Genomic DNA, 23212 nt, shown 5'->3' with positions numbered 1-23212 from the left:
ATCTCCCGTATCCGAAGTTCATCGACTTCGCCGTCCCCGGTGTCCGCGCGTGGGGGGGGTAGGCCGAATCTCTCCTGAAGGCGTCGCGAGGTTACTGCCCGCAAATGGCAGAAAGCTCCCACGGCTGACAGGGGTCTTCCCGCGACACACCCAACAGAGGGATGTTGGGCCCCTACTCGTCTTGCGCGCGGCTTGGCACGCCCCCCAAGGGCTGGATTTCTTGGTTGCCGTACAAAGCGGCCGGGAGCGGAGTGAGCAGGTGAACCCCCGTCATGTCGGGTTGGGCGGGTCCCTTTGCAAGGTTATCCGCCACGACCGAGCAGGCGTCGCGCACCGCATCGTCATGTCCATGGATGACAGCGACTGCTTCCACATCGAAGCTACCAACCCGTTTCGGCTGGCGCGCGTACCAGTATCCAGCTATGCGGTACTGGCCATCGGGCTTAAGTGGCTGCCAGTCCTGCCGACCAAATTGCTGCACCTGCACGTTCGACACGCGCCCCCCTTTGGACCCGGAAGGATCAAGGTCGAAGCGCAAACCGGCATACGCGTCTAGCCAGCCGCCCGTCCATGAGAACGGGTCAGGATTGAAGACGCCGTCCGCACTACGTTCCAGGTCGCGGGAAATCGCTGCGCCTGTTGCGACGCCCGTTGCCAGTTGCGGGCCGACGGGCATGAAGTGGTACAGGTCCTCCAGTCGGACGGGGCCGGGGGCAACATGGGTGCCATAGCGGAATCCGCGCATGTGGCCCACGTCGGCACGGCCCTGCTGCCGGAAGGCCTCTGCCAAGTACTGGCTGGACGTGCCGTGCACCACCGCCGGAACGGGCTCGTGGGCGAAGCCGCTTCGATGCAATCCGGTGCAGGCATGCCCCACCACGGTGTCGATGGGCGTACCCAGGGTGGCCCCACTGATCGGATCCACGTGCGGTCGGAACCCCGGTCCGGACACGAAGGGGCGGCGCACGTGGGCCACCTGTGCAGCGATTGCTTCATCCTCGTCGATGGTGTCATCCACCGTATGCAACCGATAGCGCCAGTCGCGAACGCGCCCGTGCTCCAGCACCAAGTCGAACTGGCCCAGGCGGGTCCCGTCCTGTCCGACCTCCGAGACCAGGACACCCTGGGCGGTGACCACCGGTTCGCGGGTCTCCTCGTGCATGTCCGAGGAGAGCACCATCGAGAGCTCAGGATGACGTTGTGCGATCAGGACGTTCTTGGCCAGCCCGAATTCGGAGAGCAGGACGATTGCATCCGGCCTGCCATTCGCGCAAACCTCCTCGATCAAAGGCCCGATTTCCGCCGCGTCGCTGCTGAAGCGGATCCCTTCCGTGACCCATGCGCCCAGCGCATTGATCGCGCGCTCGCTCGACAGCGCGAGTACGGCGATGCGCGCCCCACCGATCTCCAGCAGGCGCGAACCTGGCAACAGTCGCTTGCCTGTGTCCGCGTCGTACACGTTTGCGGCCATGGCACCCCAGCGGCAGCCTTGGACGCCGTCGCTGCCAGGACCGAAGAGTTCGAGGAACCGGGCCTTGCCGTACAGGTAGTCCCAATTCCCGGGCGCAAAGCCGTCGATGTCGAAACGGTCGAGCACGTCCACGAGGGCCTGACCCTTCGTGAACAATGCTTCGGCGCTGCCCTGCACGGTGTCGCCGGTGTTGAACAACAGGGCGTGCGGCGCCTGCTGCCGCAGGCGCCGCACGAGGGTATACAGGCGTGCCAGTCCGCCCTCCGGCCGGCCGGTGCCATCGCTGCGCAAGTGGGCTCGGGGCATCAGGTGACCGTGGAGATCACCCATGTGAAGAACGCGCAGTTGCATGCAATGCCTCGTCGGTTCGGGGGGCGCGTGGCGTACGCGCAGCGAACTCCGCGTGTAGCAGTTCCAGGATCAGGGTTGGATCAAGGCGCCGCGGCAGGCTTATCGAGGGCCGAGCACGGTCGGCAGGTCGCTGGCCGAGGGCATGCCCGAACGGCGCTGGACCAGCCCCTTGGCATCGCGGAACAGGATGCCCGGGGTGCCCTGGAATCCCAGCTCGACCATCAGGCGCTCATTCGCGTCCAGCTTGGCGCGCACTTCGGGCGGTACTGCCGCCGATCCGGGTATCCCTCCCGTGGCGTAGGCCCGTTCGTTGCGCGCCAGCATGTCTCCCGGTGACGCCGCCGTCAGGATCGCCGCCGCCTTGTTCGCGCTGTCCTCGCGAATCACGCCGACCAGAACATGGCGAAGTTGCACCTTGCCCGCCTCTACCCACGGGCGGGCCGCCTGCCAGAAGCGGTTGCAGAACGGGCAGTTCGGGTCGCTGAAGGTGTAAATGATGCGCTGGGCGTCGTCGCGACCGTCCCCGACCCAATGGCTCTTCTCCAACTGGGCCCAGGTGCGCTGGGAAACGGGTTCAGCGACCAGGCGTTGCAGATGGGCGTCGCCCACATCCTTGCCGCGTGCGTCCACGAGCATGCCCACGACCGCGTGCTCGCCGTCGGGCGTCACGTAAACCGCCATCGGACGCTGCCCCGCAAGCCCCGCGAATCCGCGCAACCCGCCGGGCGCCTGGAACTCGCCGAATACCTCCAGCCCTTGGGCCTGGACCGCCTTGATGACCTCTGGACGTGCCTTGTCGGGCTTGACTGCCGGCTCCTCGGCGCGGGTGCAGGCGGTCATCCCGCCGAGCGCCAGCGTGAGCGCCAGGAGCGTGGGAGTGGATGCTTTCATCGGCTTCTCTCTTCTGTGGGGAATGGATTCAGGCCCGCTGCGCGTGCGGAGCCCAGACGCTGCAGCTTTTGTGCAAGACCGGCGCGGGTGAGCTCGCCCATGTGAACGTCGGCAAGTCGCCCCTCGGCATCGAAGAACAGGGTGGTCGGCAGGCCACGGGCCCCAGTCGCCTGGGACACACCCGAAAAGGGATCGAGCACGACGTTGCGCAGTTGCAGCCCGCCTTTTTCCAGGTAATCGCGGACCACCTGTTCGCCCTCGCCCTGGTTGACGAACACGAACTCGACGGACGGGTTTCGCGCCTGGCCGTCGGCCAGGACGGGCATCTCGCGCCGGCACGGGGGGCACCAGGTCGCCCACAGGTTCACGACCATGGGCCGACCCGTCATCTCCGACAGCCGCACCGTGCCGCCTTCCAGACGGTTCAACTCAGTGGTGGGCAGTTGCACTGCGGCGCGCTGCATCAGCAGCATCGATCCGGCAAGCAGTGCCCAACTGGCAAGACCAGCCGCCGCCCCCGACAACAGGGGGCGGCGCAGCGCTGGCGTACGCCGCGCCCGCCAGATGCCGAAGGCCAGGCCCCCGAGCACCGCCGCCCAGATGGAGTAGCCGCCATCGCCCGGCCGCAGGATTGACCAGGGGTCCGCCGCGTACTGCGGCCACCACTGCAGCACGAACACCAGACGGCCGGCGAGGAGCGCGACCAGTAGCATGTCGAGAAACGTGCCTGCGACAGCGATGCGGGGCTCATCGCCCCGGGGTGCCGCCGCCCACCGACCGACGCCTGCGGCGATGAGCAGTGCGATCAGAATCAGCACCACTGGCATGGGAACGGGACCGATACTGGCCATCAGGACCTTCCGGCGCGTGCGCGCTCGAGGCGTTCGAGGAACTGCGCCGGGCCGATCTCGCCCGTCGTGCGCAATGCCCTGCGCTCACGGCCGTCGGGCCCGATCAGCAGCAGGGTTGGCGGGCCGACGACCTGCCATGCGTGCATCAAGGCCTGGTCGGTCGCATCGTTCGCGGTCACGTCGGGCCTCAGGACCTGCATGCGCGCGAGCGCGGCCGCCACCGCCGGGTCGCCGAACACCTCGCGCTCGATCACGTGGCAGGACACGCACCAGTCGGCATAGAAGTCCACCAGCGTCCACTGCCCGCGCTTGCCGGCTTCCGCCAGCCGAATGGCAACGTCCTGCTTCGACTTGACGTCCACGTAGACGGGGGCCGGCTGCGTGGTCGCTGCGCTTGCGGCGCGTCCACCCCATCCCTGCAGGGGACGCCACGGATCTTGGGCCCCGGCTGCGCCTCCGAGCATCAGCGCCATCGCCCAGACGGACACCATCGCCGCCAGCGAGCGCGGCGCCCAGCGCCAGAGTGGACTGTGGCCGTCGGTGGCGGCCATCGCCAACAATCCCGCTGCAACGGTGAACAGCCAGGCGCCCCACAGGGCCAGCGTCATCGGTGCAGGCAAGGCCCGCCCCGCCATCGAGACGGCCAGCGCGAGCAACAGGAAGCCGAACCCCGCCTTCACCCGCGTCATCCACGGGCCCGGCTTGGGCAGGATGCGCGCCCCGAATACCGCGATCAGCAGCAGCGGCACCCCCATGCCCAGGCCAAGCGCAAACAGCGCCAGTCCGCCGGTCAACGGGTCGCCGGACTGGCCAATGAAGAGCAGCGCACCTGCCAGGGGCGCCGTCATGCACGGCCCCACGAGCAGGGCCGACAGCAGGCCCATCGCCGCCGCGCTCGCCAACGTGCCGCCAGATCGGTTGCGCCCGGCGCGGTCCAAGCGGTTTCGCAGCCATGCCGGCAGTTGCAGCTCGAACGCGCCGAACATCGCCAATGCCAAGACGACGAACAACCCTGCGAAGCTTCCCAGCAACCACGGCTGCTGGAGCATCGCCTGCAAGTTGGCACCGCTGACGCCGGCCGCCACGCCCAGTCCGGCATAGGTCATCGCCATGGGCAACACGTAGGCCACGGACAACGCCAGCGCGCGACGTGGCGAGGGGCGACCGCCCAGCACGAGGCTGGAGATGATCGGGACCATGGGCAACGTGCATGGGGTGAACGCCAGCAACAGACCCAGGCCAAAGAACACGGCGACCGCTGCAGGGAGTCCGCTGCCGGCCAGGCGACGTGCGAGGGCTTCGTCGTCCGCCAGCGTCGGCTGCGTGCGCTCGGCTGGCGGCAACGCCGGTGCTTCGGCGCGAGGCGCGGGTGTCGGGGACACCGAAGCGGATGGCGTCTGGGCCAAGGGCCGCGCGATCTGTCCCGGGTCCGTGTTTCGGGCAGCGCCCACCACCGGTTCTGATGGTTGTGCGGCCATGGCCGCCAGTGGCGCGGCCGCCGCAGGCACAGTGGGCACGGCGACCGCAGCCCGCGGCGCCGGCGCGGATGCCGCGGCGGGCAGCGATAACGCCAGCTTCTGCGGCGGGTAGCAGATGCCGGCGTCCGCGCAGCCCTGCCAGTGCAGCGTGACTGTCGTCGCGCCGGCGGGGCGCGCGTCGAACTCGACCGCGTCGCGGTAGACCTCCGTCGTACCGAAAAACTCATCCGTCTTGGACTGCCCCCGTGGCAGGTCCAGGGGGATCGCGGTGCCGCCCGCCTCCAGCTTCAGGCGGTGGCGGTATACGTAATAGCCAGGCGCGATGTTCGCGCGCATGCGGACCGCGTCGCCCGTGACGCCTGCTACTTCGACACGGAACACGTCCCGCGCCTCCAGGAACTCAGGCTCGTCTCCGAAAATGCCTCCGGCTGCGTGAGCCGGCATTCCGAAAGGAAGAATCGCGCAGGCAATCAGCAATGCGCTCAGCAGTGTCTTTCGCATGGCCCACAGGCTGACGGCGCCGGATTAAGTGGGAATTAAGAGCGGCGCCCCGCCCAGCGACGATAAAGCTCGCATACAGGCGCGCAGGCGCGTGTTCTGCTCGCGCCAGTATTCAGGTCCGACGCTCTGATGCTGGACCCGCTGCCCGCACCCGGACTTTTGCCCCGGGTGTCAGCAATGCATTGGGCGACAACACCACACGCTCGCCCGGTGCGATCCCCGACAGCACCTCGGTCCGAGTCCCCAGGTCGCGGCCTAGGGCAACGTCCCGGAACTCAACCCGCTCAGCTTCGACGACGGCCAGGCGGCTGCGGCCCGCGTCGCGAATCAGCGCGGTGTTCGGGACCAGCGCGGCCGGCCGTGTGCGTGGAATGCGCAGGATCATCGTGCCCGCCATGCCCGCCGGGATTCGCGCCTGTGGGTTGGGCAGGCGCAGTTCGGCGCGCATGCTCCCCGCCCCGGCCGAGATCGTGCCCGACGTCCGCTCTACCAGCGCGTACATGGTTTGCCCAGGCAATTCGGGCAAGGTCACATCCGCCTTCATCCCGGACCGCACCTGCAAGGCCACGCTCTGCGGAAGATCAACGACCACTCGCAGCGGGTCGATCGCCTGGAGTTCGAACAGCGGCGACCCGGCTGCCGCATCGCCTGTCACGCGATCACCGCGCTCGATATTGCGTGCCACGATCCGGCCTGAAAACGGCGCGCGGATCGTCAGAAACGACTGCCGTTCGCGGGCCGCTGCCAATCGCGCGCTTGCCGCTGCGCGGCTCGCGGCGGCAACCTCCAGGTTCGCCCTGCGATCGTCGTACATCTGCCTGGACACCGCGCCCGACTCCACCAGTGCCCGCGCACGGTCGTGATTCGAGCGAGCCAAGGCTTCGTCGGCCTGCGCCTTCGCTAATTGCGCCCGCGCCTCCCGCACGGCCTCGTCTACTTCGGGGCTCGAGATCACCGCGAGCACGGCACCGGCCTCCACCGGGTCGCCGATGTCCACATGGCGACGCTCCACGAAACCGGTCGCGCGTGAATGGATTCGAGCCGATTCACGCGGCTGCGTGAACGCGGGCAGACGCAGCAGTTGGACAGCTTCGGCGGGGGCTATTCGCACCGTCAGGACTTCCGGAACAGCCTCAACAGATACGCCGTCGCCGCCATCGGCCCCACAGGCAGCAAGCGCGGCCGCCACGACGAATTTCGCGGTAACGCGGCCGGGAGTGGCAGGGAAATGCTTCATCGGGAAACTCCTTTAGGAAAACTCTCGCTGGGTTGACGGCCTTTGGCATCGCTCACGGGCAAGCCATCACCGAACGCGGCCGACAAACGTCGTCCGCGAAGCGCGAAGAGGGTCGGAACCACCAACAACGTGGCCGGCGTGCCGAACAACAAGCCGCCAATCACTGCTCGACCCAAAGGTGCGTTCTGCTCTCCCCCTTCCCCAAGGCCAAGCGCCATGGGGACGATGCCGAGCATCATCGCCACGGCCGTCATCAGCACCGGGCGAAGACGCACGGACGCGGACTCGTAGGCCGCTTGCGCGGCCGACCGTCCCTCGGCCACGAGATCTCGCGCGAAGCTGGTGACCAGCACGCTGTTCGCCGTCGACACGCCGATCACCATCATCACGCCCATCAGTGCGGGCACGCTGAGGGGCGTACCGGTTACCGCCAAGCCTGCAGCTGCCCCGGCGATTGCGAACGGCAGTCCGGACATTGCGATCAAGGGCTGGGTCCACGACTGGAAATTGATCACCAGCACCAGGAACACGAGGACCGCTGACATCACCAACCCCGCAGCCAGTTCGCCGTAGGCGCGCTGCATTTCGCCGGCCTGCCCGCCGATCTCGATACGGTTTCCGGGCTTCAGTCGGACTGAGAGCTTCTCGGTGAGCAACTGGAGACGATCGTGGACTGCGCCCAGGTCGGTGCCCTGGACGTTCGCCAACACACTGAACGTCGGCGCCAGCGTGGTCCGCGCCAGGCTGGCGGGAACCTTGCGCAGCGTGACAGTGGCGATGTTGCGTAGCAGGACGGCCTGGCCGCCCTCGCCGATGCGAAGCGGCATGTTGAGCAGCGCCTCTACGGAGGTCACCCGGTCAACCGGCGCCTGCACCTGCACCGTGTATGCCAGCGCGCTGGCGGTGTCGGTCCAATACACCGGAGTCACGGTGCCGGCCGCGCCCAGCACGGTCAGCACCGCCCGCGCGGCTTCGCGCGAATCAAGGCCGAGCTGGGCGGCGCGCGTGCGGTCGATGCTGACGCGATACTCAGGCAAGTCGAGCACCTGACGCAGCGCCACGTCCACGGCCCCTGGCACCTCCCGCAGTCGCGCTTCGAGCTCGCGTGCCAAGGCGAGGTTCCCGGCGCGGTCCCGGCCAATGAAGCGCACCTCGAAGGTAGCGGCCGCCGAACCGGCAAGCGTTCGACTGGTGGCGTCCGGCGGGCGCTCGAACAACTGCACGTCAGGAAAGCGCTCGGCGATGCGCTGCCGGATGTGCGCCAGGTACTCCGCGCTTGGAAGATGCGGCGCCCGCAGCTGCAGCATGAGCTCCGCTTCAAACCCTCCCACCACGGCGCTGTCGACCTGGGCCAGGTTCGGCGCATCGGGCACCCCGACCTGCTCGTAGACGGTTTCCAGTTCCTGCGCCGGGATGATCCGCCGAATTTCCCGCTGGATATCGGTGAGGCGTGAGGTGGTTTCCTCCAGTCGCGTGCCGGCAGGCATCCGAACCTGCAGCCGGAGCTGGCCCGCATCGACCTGCGGGAAGTACTCCCGACCCAACGACAGCGCCGACAGCGCGCCGATCACCAAGACCGCCGACGCCGCCAGAACCAGTAGGGCGCGGCGTTGCCCGATTCTCGCCAGCAGCCGCTCGTGCCGCTCGCGTAGCCCGTCCAGCGCGTGTTCGAGCCCATGGTTGACGGCCATCAACCGCCGCTCTGCTGCCCAACGCGGCGCCTGTCGGCTCCGCATGTCCGCGGGCAAAAGCAGGTAGCAGAGCACGGGCACCAACGTACGCGACAGCAGGAACGAAGCCAGCATCGCGAAGATCACCGCAAGCGCGAGTGGCGTGAACACCCAGCCCGACAGGCCCGTCATCAGCAGGATCGGCGTCAGCACGATGCAGATGGAAACCGTGGAGACGAGCTCTGGAAACACGACCTCACGTGCGCTGTCGATAATCGCGGTATGCACGGGCTTGCCCATGGCCAAGTGCCGGTGGGTGTTTTCCACGTCGACCAGTGCGTTGTCGACGAGAATCCCGATCGCCAGCGCCAGTCCGCCCAGGGTCATCACGTTGAACGTGTACCCAAGCAGGTCGAGCATCGTGATCGACGCGAGCAACGCCAGCGGGATGGCCGAGAGCACGATCAGGCTTGACCGCCAGGAGCCGAGGAAGAGCAGCACCACCAGTGCCACGAGCAAGCCGACGATCAGTACCTCGTGCTGGATCGAACCGATGGCGTTGTCCACGAACACGGACTGGTCAAACAAGGCCGTCACGCGCGTCCCCGGGGGCGCGGACGCCTCGATCTCGGGCAGTCGCGCCCGCACCGCACGCACGATGTCCACTGCCGAGGCGCCGCCAAGCTTGATCAGCGCCACGGCCACCGCGCTCGACCCGTTGGTCCGCGCCATGTTGGTCTGTAGCGCGTCACCGTCGCGCACCGAGGCCACGTCACGCACGAAGACCGTCGTCCCGCCACGGGATGCGATCGGCAGGTCCAGGAAGGCCTCCACCGACTCCGGACTGGTCTCCAGCGACACCTGCATTTCACGCGCGTTTTCGCGAATCGACCCGGACGGCAGCGTCGAGCTTCCGCGTTCAAGCGCGGCGGCAACGTCGGCAGGCGTCAGGCCGTAGGTCTGCAATGCCACGGGTTCCAGGTCCACCATGATCTGCCGCGGCGCTCCCCCGTAGGGCAGCGTCATGCGGATTCCCGGAATCGTCTGGATCTGCGAGCGAAGCTGGAGCCGCGCATAGTCGTAGAGCTGGGCCTGCGAAAGCGTGTCCGATGACAGGGCCAGCATCAGTACCGGCGTACTCGACGGGTTATTGCGGACCACAAGCGGGGGCGACGTGCCGGGCGGCATGCGCCGGAGGATCGTCTGCGACACGGCCGTGACCTGCCCCAGCGCGCGATCGAGGCTCACCGAAGGCTGGAAGTCGATCTGGATCAGGCTCACTCCGTTGAGCGTGGTCGAACGCACCTCCTTGAGGTCGTCGACGCTGTTCATGATCGCGACTTCGGAAAACGACGTCAGTTTGGCGGCCATGTCGGCGGCCGGCAGGCCGTTGTAGGTCCAAACCAGGTTGATCGAAGGGATACCTACCTCAGGCAGGATATCGGTGGGCATGCGGCGGGAGGCGAGCACGCCGAACAGCAGGATCAGGACCGCGAGCACGCCGATCGTGTAGCGGCGGCTCAGGGCGTACTGGACAATCCACATCGTAGTTTCGACCGGCTCAGGAGAAAGTGGGCGTCGATGACGGGCATCGCCAAGCGGACGGGCAGGCCCGTCCACACGCGTCCTTTCGGCATCGGGCAGGCACCGTAACCGGCATGGATTAAGCGAGAATTAAGCGATGTCGCGCGCAGCCATGAGGCGTCTTTGCAGTATCGTTCCGCTCCTGATCCCGCTTACCGGAACCACTGCGGAGCACCAATGCGCATCCTGGTTGTTGAAGACGATGAGCTCATTGCACGTGGCATCGTCGCCGGGCTTCGCGCTTACGGCTTGACCGCCGACACCGTGCCGACGGCTGCCCAGGCCGAGCTCGCCCTCGCGCACGCGGACTGCGACGCGGTCGTGCTCGACCGCGGACTGCCCGACGGCGACGGCCTGGACCTGCTCTCGCGTCTTCGCAAACAGGGCAACACGGTTCCTGTGTTGCTGCTGACGGCAAGGGACGCCGTGGGTGATCGCATCCAAGGCCTGCAGACCGGCGCCGACGACTATCTGGTCAAGCCGTTCGACCTGGGCGAGCTCGTTGCACGCCTGCATGCCCTGATGCGACGCTCCAGCGGGCGTGGCTCCAACATCGTCGAGGCCGGCGCACTGCGCTTCGACCCGACCAGCGCAGAGGCGTGGTTGGGCGACGAAGTCGTGGAATTGTCGCGGCGCGAGGCCACGTTGCTTGCCAGCCTGATCCAGGCCGATGGCCGGTGCCTGACCGGCGAACAGATCAAGGACAGGCTGTACGGCCTGGACCAGGACGTGGGAAGCAACGCGATCAACGTCCACATCCACAACCTGCGTCGCAAACTCGGTGCAGACGTCATCATCACCGTCCGTGGGCTCGGCTATCGCTTCGGCTGGGCCAATCCATGAGCCTGCGCCTTCGCCTGCTTCTCGCGATCGGACTGTCGGTGGCGGTGCTATGGACCGGCGCGGCACTGTGGATGCTGCGTGACCTCGACCGCGGCCTGCAGCGGACACTGGACGATCGCCTGGCGATGTCGGCGCGGATGGTGGCTGGCCTCCTGGTGCAATCGGGCGGCGGCAGTGGCTCGCTGATCTCCACGCAAGGAGCACTGTCCGTTCCCGGCTCGCGCGGCATGGCCTGCCAGATCCGCTCATTGCGTGGTGAGGTCATCGCCACGACCCGCGGGGGCGACCGTGCTCCGATCTCGACATCGGCCCCGGGCTACCGCACCACGGTGGTGGATGGGCAGGCATGGCGGACCTACACGCTGCGTACCGACAATTTCGACATCACCACGGCCGATCGACTCGACGAGCGCGCCCTGCTGCGAAAGCGGGTCGCCTTGGCCGCCGGCGTTCCCTTCCTGATCGCGGCCGTGGGCGGTCTGCTCGCACTGTGGCTCGGCGCGGGCCGCGCCCTCGCGCCGCTGGCCGGGTTGAGGCGCTCGTTGTCAGCCAGGAGTCCGGAGGCGACAGACCCGATTGACGGTAGTCGCCTGCCGGCCGAGCTGCAGCCTCTCATTGCGGCGTTGAACGACCTGCTCGAAAGGATGTGCCAGGCCCTGGAGCGAGAACGCAACTTCACGAACGACGCCGCGCATGAACTGCGCACGCCGCTCACGATCATCGACACACACCTCCAGGTCGCAAGACTTTCCGCCGGCGATGCCGCGCTTGGCTCAATTGCCGATGCCACCACCGGCGTGGCGCGCATGCGGGCCACGCTTGAACAGTTGCTGATGCTCGCACGGGTGGAAGCGCACGTATCGTTCGACGACGGGACTCATGCCACGGCCGACGAGGCCTTGGCACGCGCGGTGGATTTGTGCGGCGAAGCCGCTTCCCAGCGGGTGAAGAGCTACTGGGACGGAGGCGGAGCCATGGTCCTCGAAGTGCCGCCCCCACTTGCCGTCGCCGCCCTGCGGAACCTTATCGACAATGCCCTTCGCTACTCACCACCTGATCACAGCGTCGAGATCAGCACGCAATGCGATGGACGGCACGTGTCGTTTATCGTCTCTGATCATGGGCCAGGCATGACGGACCTACAGATTCAGTCGGCCACGCGAAGATTCTGGCGGGGTCGTGAAGCCCAAAGTGGCAGCGGCTTGGGCTTGGCGATTGCCGACGCGATCGCGCGTCGCTTTGGTGGCTCGCTCGCCCTCCAATCTAGCGAGCGCCGAGGCCTGCGCGCGACCCTGCGGCTGCCGGTCCGATGAACACGGAACAGTTGATTTCTGCAGCCATGCAATCATGGTAATTCAGTGGGCGCATCAGCTGGAATAACGCCAGCTCCACCGTGGACACTTGAATGGCGAAGGCTTGAACAAATGCCTGTCTCGCCACGTCCTCGCTAGCCTTCGGCGTGCAATGGTCGCCATGACTGCCTTAGGCGACCGAGATTTGGATTGATACCGTGGCGCCCTACGTAGCGCCTCCTATCCCTCACAGGTGTATGTCCGCGTCCTGCACTCGCAGGGGCTATCCGAGGAACAGCCCAGAATCAAAATGCAAAAAAGCCGCTGAGGTCAGCGGCTTTTCTGCTTTATATGGCGCGCCCGGAAGGAGCCAAGCGTAGGAATCCTTAGTCGGCATTAGCAGGGGTAACTGGCAATTTACGCCTTTATTTTCCGTGACTTACGGCGCGCAACCCGACTAGCGCCGCCTAACCCAAACCAATACAATCCAGCTCATGTAGGGGGGTTTTTAGGGGGGTAGAAATGCCGAGGATCCCAACACGCCTAGGCTCGGACCTGGCGATCAGAAAACTGAAGCCAGCTGCAGGGCAGAAGCACCCTGTTCGCTTCGCTGTGGCAGGGGAGCCGTCGGGGCTTTACATCCAAGTTACCCCAAACGGGGCGAAGTCATGGCTGCTGCGAGTCACCACCGGGACGAAGCCCCATGCCACGATCCCCGGGGCGACGATCCAGGTCCGTCGTGAGTTCGGGCTAGGCAAGTATCCAACCGTTGGCCTGCAGGCAGCTCGCGAGAGGGCCGCAGACTACCTTTCGAGGACGTCACAGGGGATAGACCCGAAAGCGGAGCGTAAAGCAGCCCTCAGCGCGGCCATTGCCGCTCAGGCAAAGTTGCGCACGTTCAGAGACTGCGAGAAGGAGGCGATTGACGCAAAGGCCGCTGGATACAAGAACGAGACAAAGTCGAAAGGCGGCTGGCGAACCCGGATGGATCTGTATGTCCTACCCGTTATAGGTGACCGCCTAATCTCGGACCTGACCGCAGAAGACGTCGCCGCGGTGCTGGAACCCATTTGGCGCACGAAATACCCGACGGCAAAAAAGCTGCTTCACGACCTCGCCGCGGTGTTCCGCTATGCCAAGGTCAAGAAGCTCATTACTGGCGACAACCCAGCCCAAAGTGAGACGCTGGAGCCTCTCTTGGGCAAAGCAAGCCACAGCAAGCGTCACTTCCCCTCACTCCCCTATCAACGCATGGGCAGCTTCATGAAAGCCCTTCGGGCCCAGGAGGCCGAGGCTGCACGTGCCTTGGAGTTTGTGATCCTGACCGCCGCGCGATCCGATGAGGTGCGTAGCGCATCCTGGACCGAGTTCGACCTGAAGAAGAAGATTTGGACGATTCCGGCCATCCGGATGAAACGGGGCCGTGATCACTCGGTTCCTTTGTCCGACCGAGCGCTGGAACTGCTGAAACACCAACAATCCAATGGCCATCCCTACCCATTCACCAACAAGAGCGGCGCACCGCTAAGTGACATGGCACTCAGCGCTCTGGTGAAACGAATGCATGAATCGAGCATTCGAAACGGCGGCAAAGGCTTTCTCGACCCTGTCTATAGGAAAATCGCCGTGCCGCACGGGTTCCGCAGCAGCTTCAAGGATTGGGCTCGAAATCTCACGCTCCACCCAGATGAGGTATCCGAACTGGCCTTGGCGCACGTAAACAGTGACTCGACCCGAGCGGCTTACGCCCGCGACGCACTACTCGGACCACGGAAGCTGCTCATGCAGGAATGGGCAGATTACTGCCATTAACCACGTGAGCACAGATCACTTCCTGCGTGCCTTACCGCCCGCTGACCCAGGCGCTACCGACCGCTCAGTACTCGCATGCCGCCCGGTCGCCTTTTCCCCAGTAATGATGCGCCTGAGATGTTTCACCTGATTTTTTCTGAAACCCAATTCCTCGAGATACGCATCCAACCCAGAAGGCATATAGAGCCGTCCCCGAATGGACTCACGCTCAGCCATTTCAAGTTGGAGCAACTCTTTCTCAAGTTGCGTTATACGACTAGGACGCGTCTTGGGGTCTTTACGAGCGACTTCCAACTCAGCACGCTTGTTGACCGAGCCCGTTTTCGCTTGGTCACGCAAGGCACGATCATGAATCCAACAATCTGTCGCTAGCAGGAGCAAGCTCATGCGTTTTGACAGAGACGCATCTGAATAGTCTTTTCCAACCTCGTTGTTCGTTATCTTCTTGACCGCAATACCCTTCACCGCATTGCCGCGCACATCCTGCTTGATGATCATTGCGGAGGCTTCCGCACCTGCTTTGGTGAACACGCCGCTTTGATCCTTCAGTAGCTCAATTTGAATAGCCTCCGAATCGTACTCACGCTGCGAGCACTGATAAACGCGAAACACGCTCGGCGCCTCTACTTTGTGCCCCCATTTATCCGGGACCTCAGATTGCAGAAGGCTACGAAGCGCGGCCCCGTCTTCGGCCGTCACGAGCACGTCCTTCAATCGAATATTCTGGACAACAGGGTAAACCAGCCCTTCCAACAGGCGCTCGCGAAGCATTCGGCTGCCCGCGACAAATGGATTGTGGCGATCCCTTTGAATGACGCAATACTTGATTGGCCAGGGGAACAGTCCTGCGTTCCAGCTAGCGAAGCCGTCATTGATAAATGCTTCAATGACGGCTTCGCCAGAGTCTCGCACTTCGCGAAGATCCGCCTTGTCCAAACCGACGTACTTGACCTGTCTATCAATGGCCGGGCCGCTCTTGTACGTGATCACAGTGCGCTCAGGCTCAAACAGCGCTCGTTCGGATTGCTTGTTTACGTGCTCGTACACTACTGCCACATGGCCTGGAGGGACACGCGCAAAGCCATGGACTGATCTTTCAATACAGAGCGCCAACAACCGGTCGTTGACTTCACGGTCGTCTACGCCCTCTCCCGCACTAACCAATGGCACCAACCGGATTGGGCCCTGGTCCTTATCCTGCGTCATGTCTTCACCCAACTAGCGCTGGCCCAGCCAAAGGGCCGCCACATGCAGCGTCTAGTTAAGCAGATGTGGTCTCTGCGCCCAATCCCGGAGAAAGATCGAAGCCTGAGAAAGGTTCCGGGTCGCCTGCGACCCGTCGCCCCCCCTATGATTGGCGCTATGGCCCAGCACTAGTGGGGCCGGCGGCGGGGAGCCGCCTCGAAACCAACCGAAAGGGCAAAATGAGCAAGAACAAGCACGTGACCTTGTCGCGGAGCGAGCGGACTCGGCAAGCCGAGGCCCCCAAACCCAGCGACACCACCTTGGCAGCCTTTATCTGGAAGAACGCCGAAGACCTTTGGGGCGATTTCCGACACACCGACTTCGGCAAGATCATCCTGCCCTTCACCCTGCTCCGGCGACTGGAATGTGTACTGGAGCCCACCCGGGAGTCAGTCCGGGCCATGCACGCGAAGGTCAAGGACAAGGGGATGGACATCGACTTGGTCCTGCGCCAGACCGCGGGCCTGCCCTTCTACAACACGTCGCAGTACTCGCTGGCGACCCTGGGCGCGACCAAGACCAAGTCCAACCTGGAGGCCTACATTGCCGGCTTCTCAGACAATGCCCGCGTCATTTTCGATCAGTTCAACTTTTCTGACACGATTGCGCGCCTTGCCCGCGCAGACAACTTGTTCAAGATCTGTCAGAACTTCGCTGGCACCAACCTGCACCCCGACGTAGTCCCGGACCGCGTCATGTCCAACATCTACGAGCACCTGATCCGCCGCTTCGGTTCGGAGGTCAACGAAGCGGCCGAAGACTTCATGACGCCGCGCGACGTGGTCCACTTGGCCACGACCCTGCTGCTCGACCCGGACGACGCGTTGTTCCGTAACAACCCTGGACTGATCCGTACGCTCTACGACCCCACCTGCGGCACGGGCGGCTTCCTCACGGACGCGATGAACCACGTCGATGCGCTGCGTTCCCGCGACAAGGCGCCACCGGTCCTCATCCCCTTCGGCCAGGAGCTGGAGCCTGAGACCCATGCGGTCGCCTTGGCCAACATGCTGCTGCGGCGCCTGGAAACTGAACCCGCGCGCGACTTGTCGGCCAACATTGCCGGCCCCGCGTCCACGCTGTCCAAGGACGCCTTCGCGGGCAAGCACTTTCATTACTGCCTTTCCAACCCGCCCTTCGGCAAGAAGTGGGAGAAGGACCAGGCTTTTGTCGAGCGCGAGGCTAAGGAAAAAGGCTTCGAAGGTCGCTTTGGTGCAGGCACGCCGCGCGTGTCCGACGGCTCCATGCTCTTCATCCAGCACCTGGTCGACAAGTTGGAACGCCCCGCCAAAGGCGGAGGCCGCGCGGCCATCATTCTGTCGGGCTCACCCCTGTTCACGGGCAACGCAGGTCAGGGCGAAACCGAAATCCGTCGCTGGCTCCTGGAAAACGACCTGATCGACGCCATCGTCGCCCTTCCCACCGACATCTTCTTCCGCACGGGCATCGGCACCTACATCTGGCTGCTGTCCAACAACAAGCCAGAAGTCCGCAAGGGCAAGGTCCAGCTGATCGACGCCACGGGTATCCACACGCCCATGCGCAAGTCCGAGGGCAACAAGCGACGTTTCATCAACGATGATCAGATCCACGACATCGCCCGCCTTTATGCCGACTTCCAGGAAGGCGAGACCGTCCGGATCGTCGACTACCGTGATTTCGGGTACCGCAGGATCAAGGTCCAGCGCCCACTGCGTCTGGTCGCCAAGGTCACCGAGGAAGGGTTGGCAACGTTGCAGGCCAGCAGGGCATTCGCCAAGTTGGACGACACCGAGCAAGCCAATTGGCTCTCCCTGCTGCGCAAGGGTCTGGGCCAGACCCACCCCTACTCCTGGTTCGGCTCCTTGGCCGCTGTTGCCAAGAAGGTGGGTCTACCCAAGATCGCCAAGCCGCTTGCCACAGCCCTTGAGGCTGCATTCGGCGTTCGCGACCCCGACGCCCCGGAAGTGCGCGACGCCGACGGAAACCTGATCCCTGACAAGGAACTCGAAGACTTCGAGAGCGTCCCCTTGGACCAATCAATCGACGCCTACATGGCCGCCGAAGTCCTCCCCCATGTAGCCGACGCTTGGGTAGACGCCAGCTTCGTGGACGACCAGGACGGCGAGCGCGGCAAGGTTGGCTACGAGATCAACTTCAATCGCTATTTCTACAAGTACGTGCCACCACGCGACTTGCACGATATCGATGCGGAGCTGAAGGCTGTGGAAAAGGAAATCGCCGCTCTACTGGATGAGGTTGCGGAGTGAGTAGGCAGATGAAGGACAGCGGGGTCGAGTGGCTGGGCAAAGTGCCAGCACACTGGAAGATAGTCCCTCCTGGAGTTCTCTTCACGGACAGCAAAGAGCGCGCCCATTGTGGAGACCAGATGCTGTCTGCGACGCAGAAGTACGGGGTCATTCCTCTTGCAGAATTTGAGTCTTTAGAGCAACGACAGGTTACGAAGGCCTCCACGAATTTCGACATGCGCAAGCACGTAGAGATCGGTGATTTCGTTATCAGCATGCGGAGCATGGATGGAGGACTTGAACGTTCCCACGCTGTTGGCAGCGTGCGCTCGTCCTATTCTGTATTGAAGGCAAGCCAACAAGTGCATGGCCCATACTTCGGGGCACTCATGAAATGCAGCCTCTACGTACAAGCTCTGCGACTGACCTCAAGCTTCATACGCGACGGACAGGATCTAAGTTTCAACCACGTCAAGAAAATCAAGCTGCCGCTGCCTGACTTGGAAGAACAGGTTGCCATTGCCGAGTATCTCGACCGCGCTATGGCACGCATTGACGCCTTGGTCGCGAAGAAGACTCACTTCATCAATCTTCTACGCGAAAAGCGTCAGGCAACGATCACGCATGCAGTGACCAAAGGACTGGATGCTCGTGTTGCGATGAAGGACAGCGGGGTCAAATGGCTGGGATACGTGCCGAAAAACTGGTCCGTAGCAAAGCTAAATTTCAGATTCTCTGTTGATTTGGGGAAAATGCTCGACGAGAAACGTATGAGTGGGAAACATCCGGTTCCCTACCTGAGAAACAGGGACGTCCAGTGGACGGGCATAAATACACAAGACCTGCCCGTTATGGATATTCATCCGAATGAGATTGAACGGTATACCGCGATTCGCGAGGATCTGCTCGTATGCGAGGGCGGCGAGGTGGGAAGATCCGCAGTTTGGATGGGTGAGCGAATTGGGTATCAAAAAGCACTTCACCGGCTCCGCCCGCGAATCGGCGACTCCCCCAAATTCATGTATTACGCCCTCATGGCTGCCTCTGCGTCCGGCGCATTCAACGAGGGTGATACGAAATCGACGATATCCCATCTTCCTGCAGAAAAGTTTCGGACCTACAGATTTGCATTCCCCCCGAAGCATGAGCAAATAGTCATTGTTGCGCACCTCGATCGGGCCACTTCGCGTATCGACGCCTTGATTGCTAATACGGAACGATCCATCGAGCTGCTACGCGAACACCGCACCGCCCTCATCACCGCTGCCGTCACCGGCAAGATCGACCTGCGCGACGCGGCCTAAGGACACGCCATGCACCCTGCCTTCACCGACACTGCCCACCGCGAGCGCTACTTCGAGGAGTACATCGTTAAGCAGCTTGCCGCGCGTGGCTGGCGGGTAGGCGAGACCTCCGGCTACGACCAGAACCACGCGCTCTACCCCGCGGATCTGGTTGAGTGGGTGAAGGCGACCCAGCCCAAGCGCTGGGAGAAGCTGGTCGCCAGCAATGGCGACAAGGCCACGGCAACGCTCATGGACCGCGTGGCCCAGGCCCTGGAACGCGAGAGCACGGTCAACGTTCTGCGCAAGGGCATCAAGGTGGCAGGTGCAGGCGAGATTGCCCTGAGCGAAGGCCTGCCTGAGGATGAGCGCGATCCATCGGCGTGGGAGCGCTACAACGCGAACATCCTTCGTGTGGTGCCGCAACTCATGTACCGCCCTGGCAGCAAGCTGGCCATCGACCTAGTGTTCTTCATCAATGGCTTGGCCGTGGCAACCGTCGAGGTCAAGACCGACTTCACCCAGTCCGCGGACGCCGCCGTCGAGCAGTATAAGAACGACCGGCTGCCAAAGGACCCGACCACCCGGCGCGTCGAGCCGTTGCTGACCTTCAAGCGCGGCGCGGTCGTCCACTTCGCGATGTCAGACAGTGACATCCAGATGGCCACGAAGCTGGACGGCACAAACACCTACTTTCTGCCTTTCAACATGGGGCGCGACGGCCACGCCGGAAACCCGATCCGTGAGGACGGGGAGTATCCGGTTGCCTACTTCTGGGAGCAGGTCTGCCAGCGAGACAACTGGCTGCGCATCTTCCACAGCTTTGTGTACACCGAAAAGAAGGACGTGGTGGACCTGGCCGGCAACCACCACCGCAAGGAAACGCAGATCTTCCCGCGCTTCCACCAGTGGGACGCCGTTACCCGGATGATTGCCGATGCTAATGCGAACGGTCCTGGCATGACCTACCTCTGCGAGCACTCTGCAGGTTCCGGCAAGACCAGCACCATCGCATGGACCGCTCATGACCTGATCCGGCTGCGCACGCCGGATAACGGCGATCCCTACTTCCACTCGGTCATTGTGGTCACCGACCGCACGGTGCTGGACAAGCAACTCCAGGATGCCATTCAGCAGATCGACCACCAGCAGGACCTGATTGCCGCCATCGGCGACAAGGACACGGGCCGCAGCAAGTCTGCGGAGCTGGCGGAGGCCATGGAGCGCGGCACACCCATCATTGTGGTCACGTTGCAAACGTTTCCCTACGCCATGGAGCAGGTGCTGACCAATGGCAAGCTGAAAGACCGCAACTTCGCCGTGATCATCGACGAGGCCCATACCAGCCAGACCGGCTCAGCCGCCTCCAAGCTGCAGGCCACGCTGGCCCTGCGCGATGCCAAGGAGATGGAAGGCCTCACAGTGGAGGAGCTGCTGGAAAAGATCCAGTCCTCGCGCGTGCGCCCAAACAACGTCAGCTATTTTGCGTTCACGGCCACGCCTAAGCACGCCACCATGACCCTGTTCGGTCGTCCCGCCGACCCCACCCGACCGGCCAGCAAGGACAACCTGCCGCAGTCCTTCCACAAGTACCCCATGCGCCAGGCGATCGAGGAAGGCTTCATCCTCGATGTGATGCAGGGGTACTTGCCCTACAAGACCGCATTCAACCTCGCTGAGCCCGTGAAGGACGGCAAGCGTGTCTCGCAGAAGGCCGCCAAGCGCGCCTTGGCCAAATGGCTCAACCTGCACGCCACCAACGTCACCCAGAAGGTCGAGTTCATCGTCGAGCACTTCGCAGCCAACGTGGCGCCGCTTCTGGGCGGTACGGCCAAGGCCATGATCGTGACCTCGTCGCGTGCGTCCGCGGTCCGCTACAAGCGCGCCTTCGACGCCTACATCGCCGCTCACCCCCAGCACAAGGCCTATCAGGCCCTGGTGGCGTTCTCGGGCGCGCTGTCGGGCAAGGAAGTCGTCCATACCTCCGACGATAAGCTGAAGGACGATCCATTCGTTGCCCAGGACGACGAGCAGTTCACCGAAGCCTCGATGAACCCGCGCCAGTACGGTACCGATCTGCGCAAGGTTTTTGACCGGCCTGAGTTCCGCGTGATGATCGTGGCCAACAAGTTCCAAACCGGCTTCGACCAGCCCAAGCTGTGCGCGATGTACCTGGACAAGAAGATCGCCAACCCGGTCGAGATCGTTCAAACACTGTCTCGCCTCAATCGCACAGCGCCCGGCAAGGACACCACCTTCGTCGTCGACTTCGTCAACGAGCCCCAGGCCATATTGGACGCCTTCGCCAAATACGACGCTGGCGCTCGCATCGTCGATGTCCAGAACCCCAACGTCATCTACGACCTGCAGGCCGACCTGGACAAGGCCGGGATCTACACGCCGGAAGAGGTGACCGACTACACCGCCGTGCGCTTCAAGTCCGCCGCGGCCTATGCGGCGGGGGAGCAGGCGCTGCACAAGGAGCTGTACGCCGCAACAAGCTTCCCAACACAGCGCTTCAATGACAGGGTCAAGGCCGAGCGTGCCGCCATCCAGGCAGCGGAAGCTGCGTTCGAGGTAGCCAAGGTTCAAGGCAACGAGGCCGGCATGAAACAGGCCGACGCGACCCGGACGGCGCACGCCGAAAGCCTGCAGCATTTGCTGGACTTCAAGTCCGGCCTAACCCGCTTCGGTTCGCTCTACACCTACATCGCCCAGACCATCGACCTGGGCGATGCGGGCCTGGAAGCCTTCGCCAGCTTCGCTCGCTTGCTGGCCAAGCGGCTACACGGCGTGCCACCCGAGCAAGTCGATGTATCTGCGCTGGTCCTGACCGGCTTCGACCTTAAGGCACAGAACATGCCCGGTTCGGATGAGCCGCCGAAGGACACCTCGGTCATCCTCAAGCCCGTCGGCCCCGGCGGTGGGGGGCAGGCCCCGCTGCCCGTCTACCTGCGTCAGGTGATCGCCCGCCTCAATTCGATCTTCGGCGAGGCCACTCCGCTCGCCGACCAGGTGGCCATGGCCAACCAAGTCGCCGATATCGCGCGTGAGGACGTCAACACCATGGCGCAAGTTGCCAACAATCCCCGCGACGTTGCCATGAATGGCAACATCCAAGGGACGGTCCAGGCAGCCGTCGTTCGGGCAATGCTTTCGCACCAAGCCCAGGCCGAACATCTGTTGAAGCAGGACCATCAGGCCTTGGCCCCCTTCACCGCATTGATCTACGAAATGCTCAAGTCTGGGAAAAACATTGACCTGTCTGGCCTCAGTGGCTAGCCCGTCTTTGTCGGCTTCACTGCCGTAGTGGGACGCACCTGCCCCAGAAGTACCTGGCGAGCCAGCGACAGATCGTCATCCTTCAGGCGTGGGGCCCCTAGGCGGACGTAGTTCTTATCCTCGACCCCGCGTCGAAAGTTGCGTGAACGCTCCCCTGTCGCAATGAGTTGCACTTCGTCTTTGCACAAGTAGCGCGTTGCGTAGTACAGACCGAGCAGCTTCTCGCCATCGGTGAAATGAATGATGCCGATGCCCAGGTGCTTGTACTTGTCCGCCAAGGCAAAGCAGTTGAAATAGCTACCGAGCTTGTCGGATCCGACACACTCGTTGACCCAGTACTCGCCGAGCATGCGGGTGAGGTTCGCGCCCGCGTGGTGCTTGTGACCGTCCAGCACCGCTAGCACGTGGTAATGCCGACCGCGCTCTGCCCCGTTTTCACGGGCGCTCATCCATCCAATCACGTCAGGGACGATTTGGCTGCTGGACAGCGCCGCAGCGAACTTGTCGAACGCTTCATCAGCCTCCTCCGAGTAGCTCCATGCCCTGCCTTCTTCCCGGACGTACAGGTCGACCCGGAGCACCAGCAAGCGGGATCGCTTCTTGAACAGGCTCAAAAGGTAGCGCAACGCCCTCGCCAGCTTTGCCTCGGCGTTGCGAACGAAGTTCTTGACCTCCGCCTTGAATCGCGGGTCCTTGCACCGTGTCCGGATGGCCACAGCCAACTGATTTATTTCCTTAGCCAAGGCCTCGTAGTCCTTGAAGGCCGCGGCGTCATTCACAGTCGCTTCTACGCCCGAAATCGCCTCAGCAGCGACGTCCAGGTACGGGTGGAGCCTGTGCTCCCTGTACCTGGACCGCTCGTCAGCCCCGAGACCAACGTGGAAGAATTCACGATAACCTTTGCAGGCTAGGAGTAACTCCTCGCCTAGACGAGTCAGACGGGGAACCTGATGCCCTCCCCTGGCCTTCACAAGGGTTGACACGTCCTCCTGCGAGGACGCGATCTTTTTGGCAATAGCCATCAGTCGCTCAAGGTAAAGAGCCGAGTCGAACTCCCTGGTAATCACCCGCGTCCCATCGGGATAGTGGGTACAACGGTTTGCGATGAGCTCGTGCACGCGCTCAGCTTTCTTCGCCATCTTGATATCTTCTTCGGTAATCGTGTTCACGTAACGCCTCTACTTTGGCCTTGC

General features: G+C 63.6%; 14 protein-coding genes. 6 read left to right on the top strand and 8 right to left on the bottom strand.

Annotated elements, in window-relative coordinates; genetic code table 11:
- Positions 1-172: 172 nt before the first annotated feature.
- From ACYVBS_RS08090 to ACYVBS_RS08065, 6 genes are all read right to left on the bottom strand, one after another.
- On the bottom strand, positions 173-1822 hold the full coding sequence (locus tag ACYVBS_RS08090; RefSeq protein ID WP_460822945.1) for a bifunctional metallophosphatase/5'-nucleotidase: 1650 nt from the start codon (positions 1820-1822) through the stop codon (positions 173-175).
- A gap of 99 nt (positions 1823-1921) precedes the next feature.
- Positions 1922-2713, bottom strand: coding sequence for a thiol:disulfide interchange protein DsbG (gene dsbG, locus ACYVBS_RS08085; protein ID WP_460822944.1), 792 nt, complete (start codon positions 2711-2713; stop codon positions 1922-1924).
- Positions 2710-3564, bottom strand: coding sequence for a TlpA family protein disulfide reductase (locus ACYVBS_RS08080; protein WP_460822942.1), 855 nt, complete (start codon positions 3562-3564; stop codon positions 2710-2712). The genes dsbG and ACYVBS_RS08080 overlap by 4 nt, the downstream gene beginning before the upstream one ends.
- Positions 3564-5543: a protein-disulfide reductase DsbD gene (gene dsbD, locus ACYVBS_RS08075; RefSeq protein ID WP_460822941.1), complete on the bottom strand. Its 1980-nt coding sequence runs from the start codon at positions 5541-5543 to the stop codon at positions 3564-3566. Before dsbD ends, ACYVBS_RS08080 begins: the two co-directional genes overlap by 1 nt.
- Positions 5544-5655: 112 nt before the next feature.
- The gene (locus ACYVBS_RS08070; RefSeq protein WP_460822940.1) at positions 5656-6780 is read right to left on the bottom strand and encodes an efflux RND transporter periplasmic adaptor subunit; all 1125 of its coding nucleotides are present in this window, start codon (positions 6778-6780) and stop codon (positions 5656-5658) included.
- Complete coding sequence (locus ACYVBS_RS08065) at positions 6777-9995, bottom strand: efflux RND transporter permease subunit (RefSeq protein ID WP_460822939.1); 3219 nt, start codon at positions 9993-9995, stop codon at positions 6777-6779. The genes ACYVBS_RS08070 and ACYVBS_RS08065 overlap by 4 nt, the downstream gene beginning before the upstream one ends.
- Positions 9996-10211: 216 nt before the next feature.
- Between ACYVBS_RS08065 and ACYVBS_RS08060 the strand changes: the two genes are divergently transcribed.
- The 3 genes from ACYVBS_RS08060 to ACYVBS_RS08050 all read left to right on the top strand — a co-directional run bounded on the left by ACYVBS_RS08060 (position 10212) and on the right by ACYVBS_RS08050 (position 13981).
- Positions 10212-10877 (top strand): response regulator, encoded by a 666-nt coding sequence (locus tag ACYVBS_RS08060; RefSeq protein WP_460822938.1) that lies wholly within the window; start codon positions 10212-10214, stop codon positions 10875-10877.
- Positions 10874-12190 carry an ATP-binding protein gene (locus tag ACYVBS_RS08055; protein WP_460822937.1) on the top strand — a complete coding sequence of 439 codons (1317 nt, stop codon included), beginning with the start codon at positions 10874-10876 and terminating at the stop codon, positions 12188-12190. The genes ACYVBS_RS08060 and ACYVBS_RS08055 overlap by 4 nt, the downstream gene beginning before the upstream one ends.
- A 501-nt stretch (positions 12191-12691) precedes the next feature.
- Positions 12692-13981 (top strand): tyrosine-type recombinase/integrase, encoded by a 1290-nt coding sequence (locus ACYVBS_RS08050; RefSeq protein ID WP_460822935.1) that lies wholly within the window; start codon positions 12692-12694, stop codon positions 13979-13981.
- Between the two features lie 15 nt (positions 13982-13996).
- Here ACYVBS_RS08050 and ACYVBS_RS08045 read toward each other — a convergent pair whose 3' ends face one another.
- The gene (locus ACYVBS_RS08045) at positions 13997-15187 is read right to left on the bottom strand and encodes a hypothetical protein (protein WP_460822934.1); all 1191 of its coding nucleotides are present in this window, start codon (positions 15185-15187) and stop codon (positions 13997-13999) included.
- Between the two features lie 218 nt (positions 15188-15405).
- Here ACYVBS_RS08045 and ACYVBS_RS08040 point away from each other — a divergent pair, with 218 nt between their 5' ends.
- From ACYVBS_RS08040 to ACYVBS_RS08030, 3 genes are read left to right on the top strand one after another with little or no spacing between them, the layout of a single operon-like run.
- Entirely contained in the window at positions 15406-17475 is a 2070-nt protein-coding gene (locus ACYVBS_RS08040; protein WP_460822932.1) for a type I restriction-modification system subunit M, read from the top strand.
- Between the two features lie 8 nt (positions 17476-17483).
- Positions 17484-18758, top strand: a complete 1275-nt coding sequence (locus ACYVBS_RS08035) for a restriction endonuclease subunit S (RefSeq protein WP_460822931.1) — start codon at positions 17484-17486, stop codon at positions 18756-18758.
- A gap of 9 nt (positions 18759-18767) precedes the next feature.
- Positions 18768-22019: a type I restriction endonuclease subunit R gene (locus ACYVBS_RS08030; RefSeq protein ID WP_460822930.1), complete on the top strand. Its 3252-nt coding sequence runs from the start codon at positions 18768-18770 to the stop codon at positions 22017-22019.
- Here the strand turns inward: ACYVBS_RS08030 and ACYVBS_RS08025 are convergent.
- On the bottom strand, positions 22016-23188 hold the full coding sequence (locus ACYVBS_RS08025) for a YagK/YfjJ domain-containing protein (protein ID WP_460822929.1): 1173 nt from the start codon (positions 23186-23188) through the stop codon (positions 22016-22018). The genes ACYVBS_RS08030 and ACYVBS_RS08025 overlap by 4 nt on opposite strands.
- Between the last annotated feature and the right edge of the window lie 24 nt (positions 23189-23212).

Source organism: Lysobacter olei (genome assembly GCF_054777355.1).
This window is presented reverse-complemented; position numbering and strand designations above follow the sequence as displayed.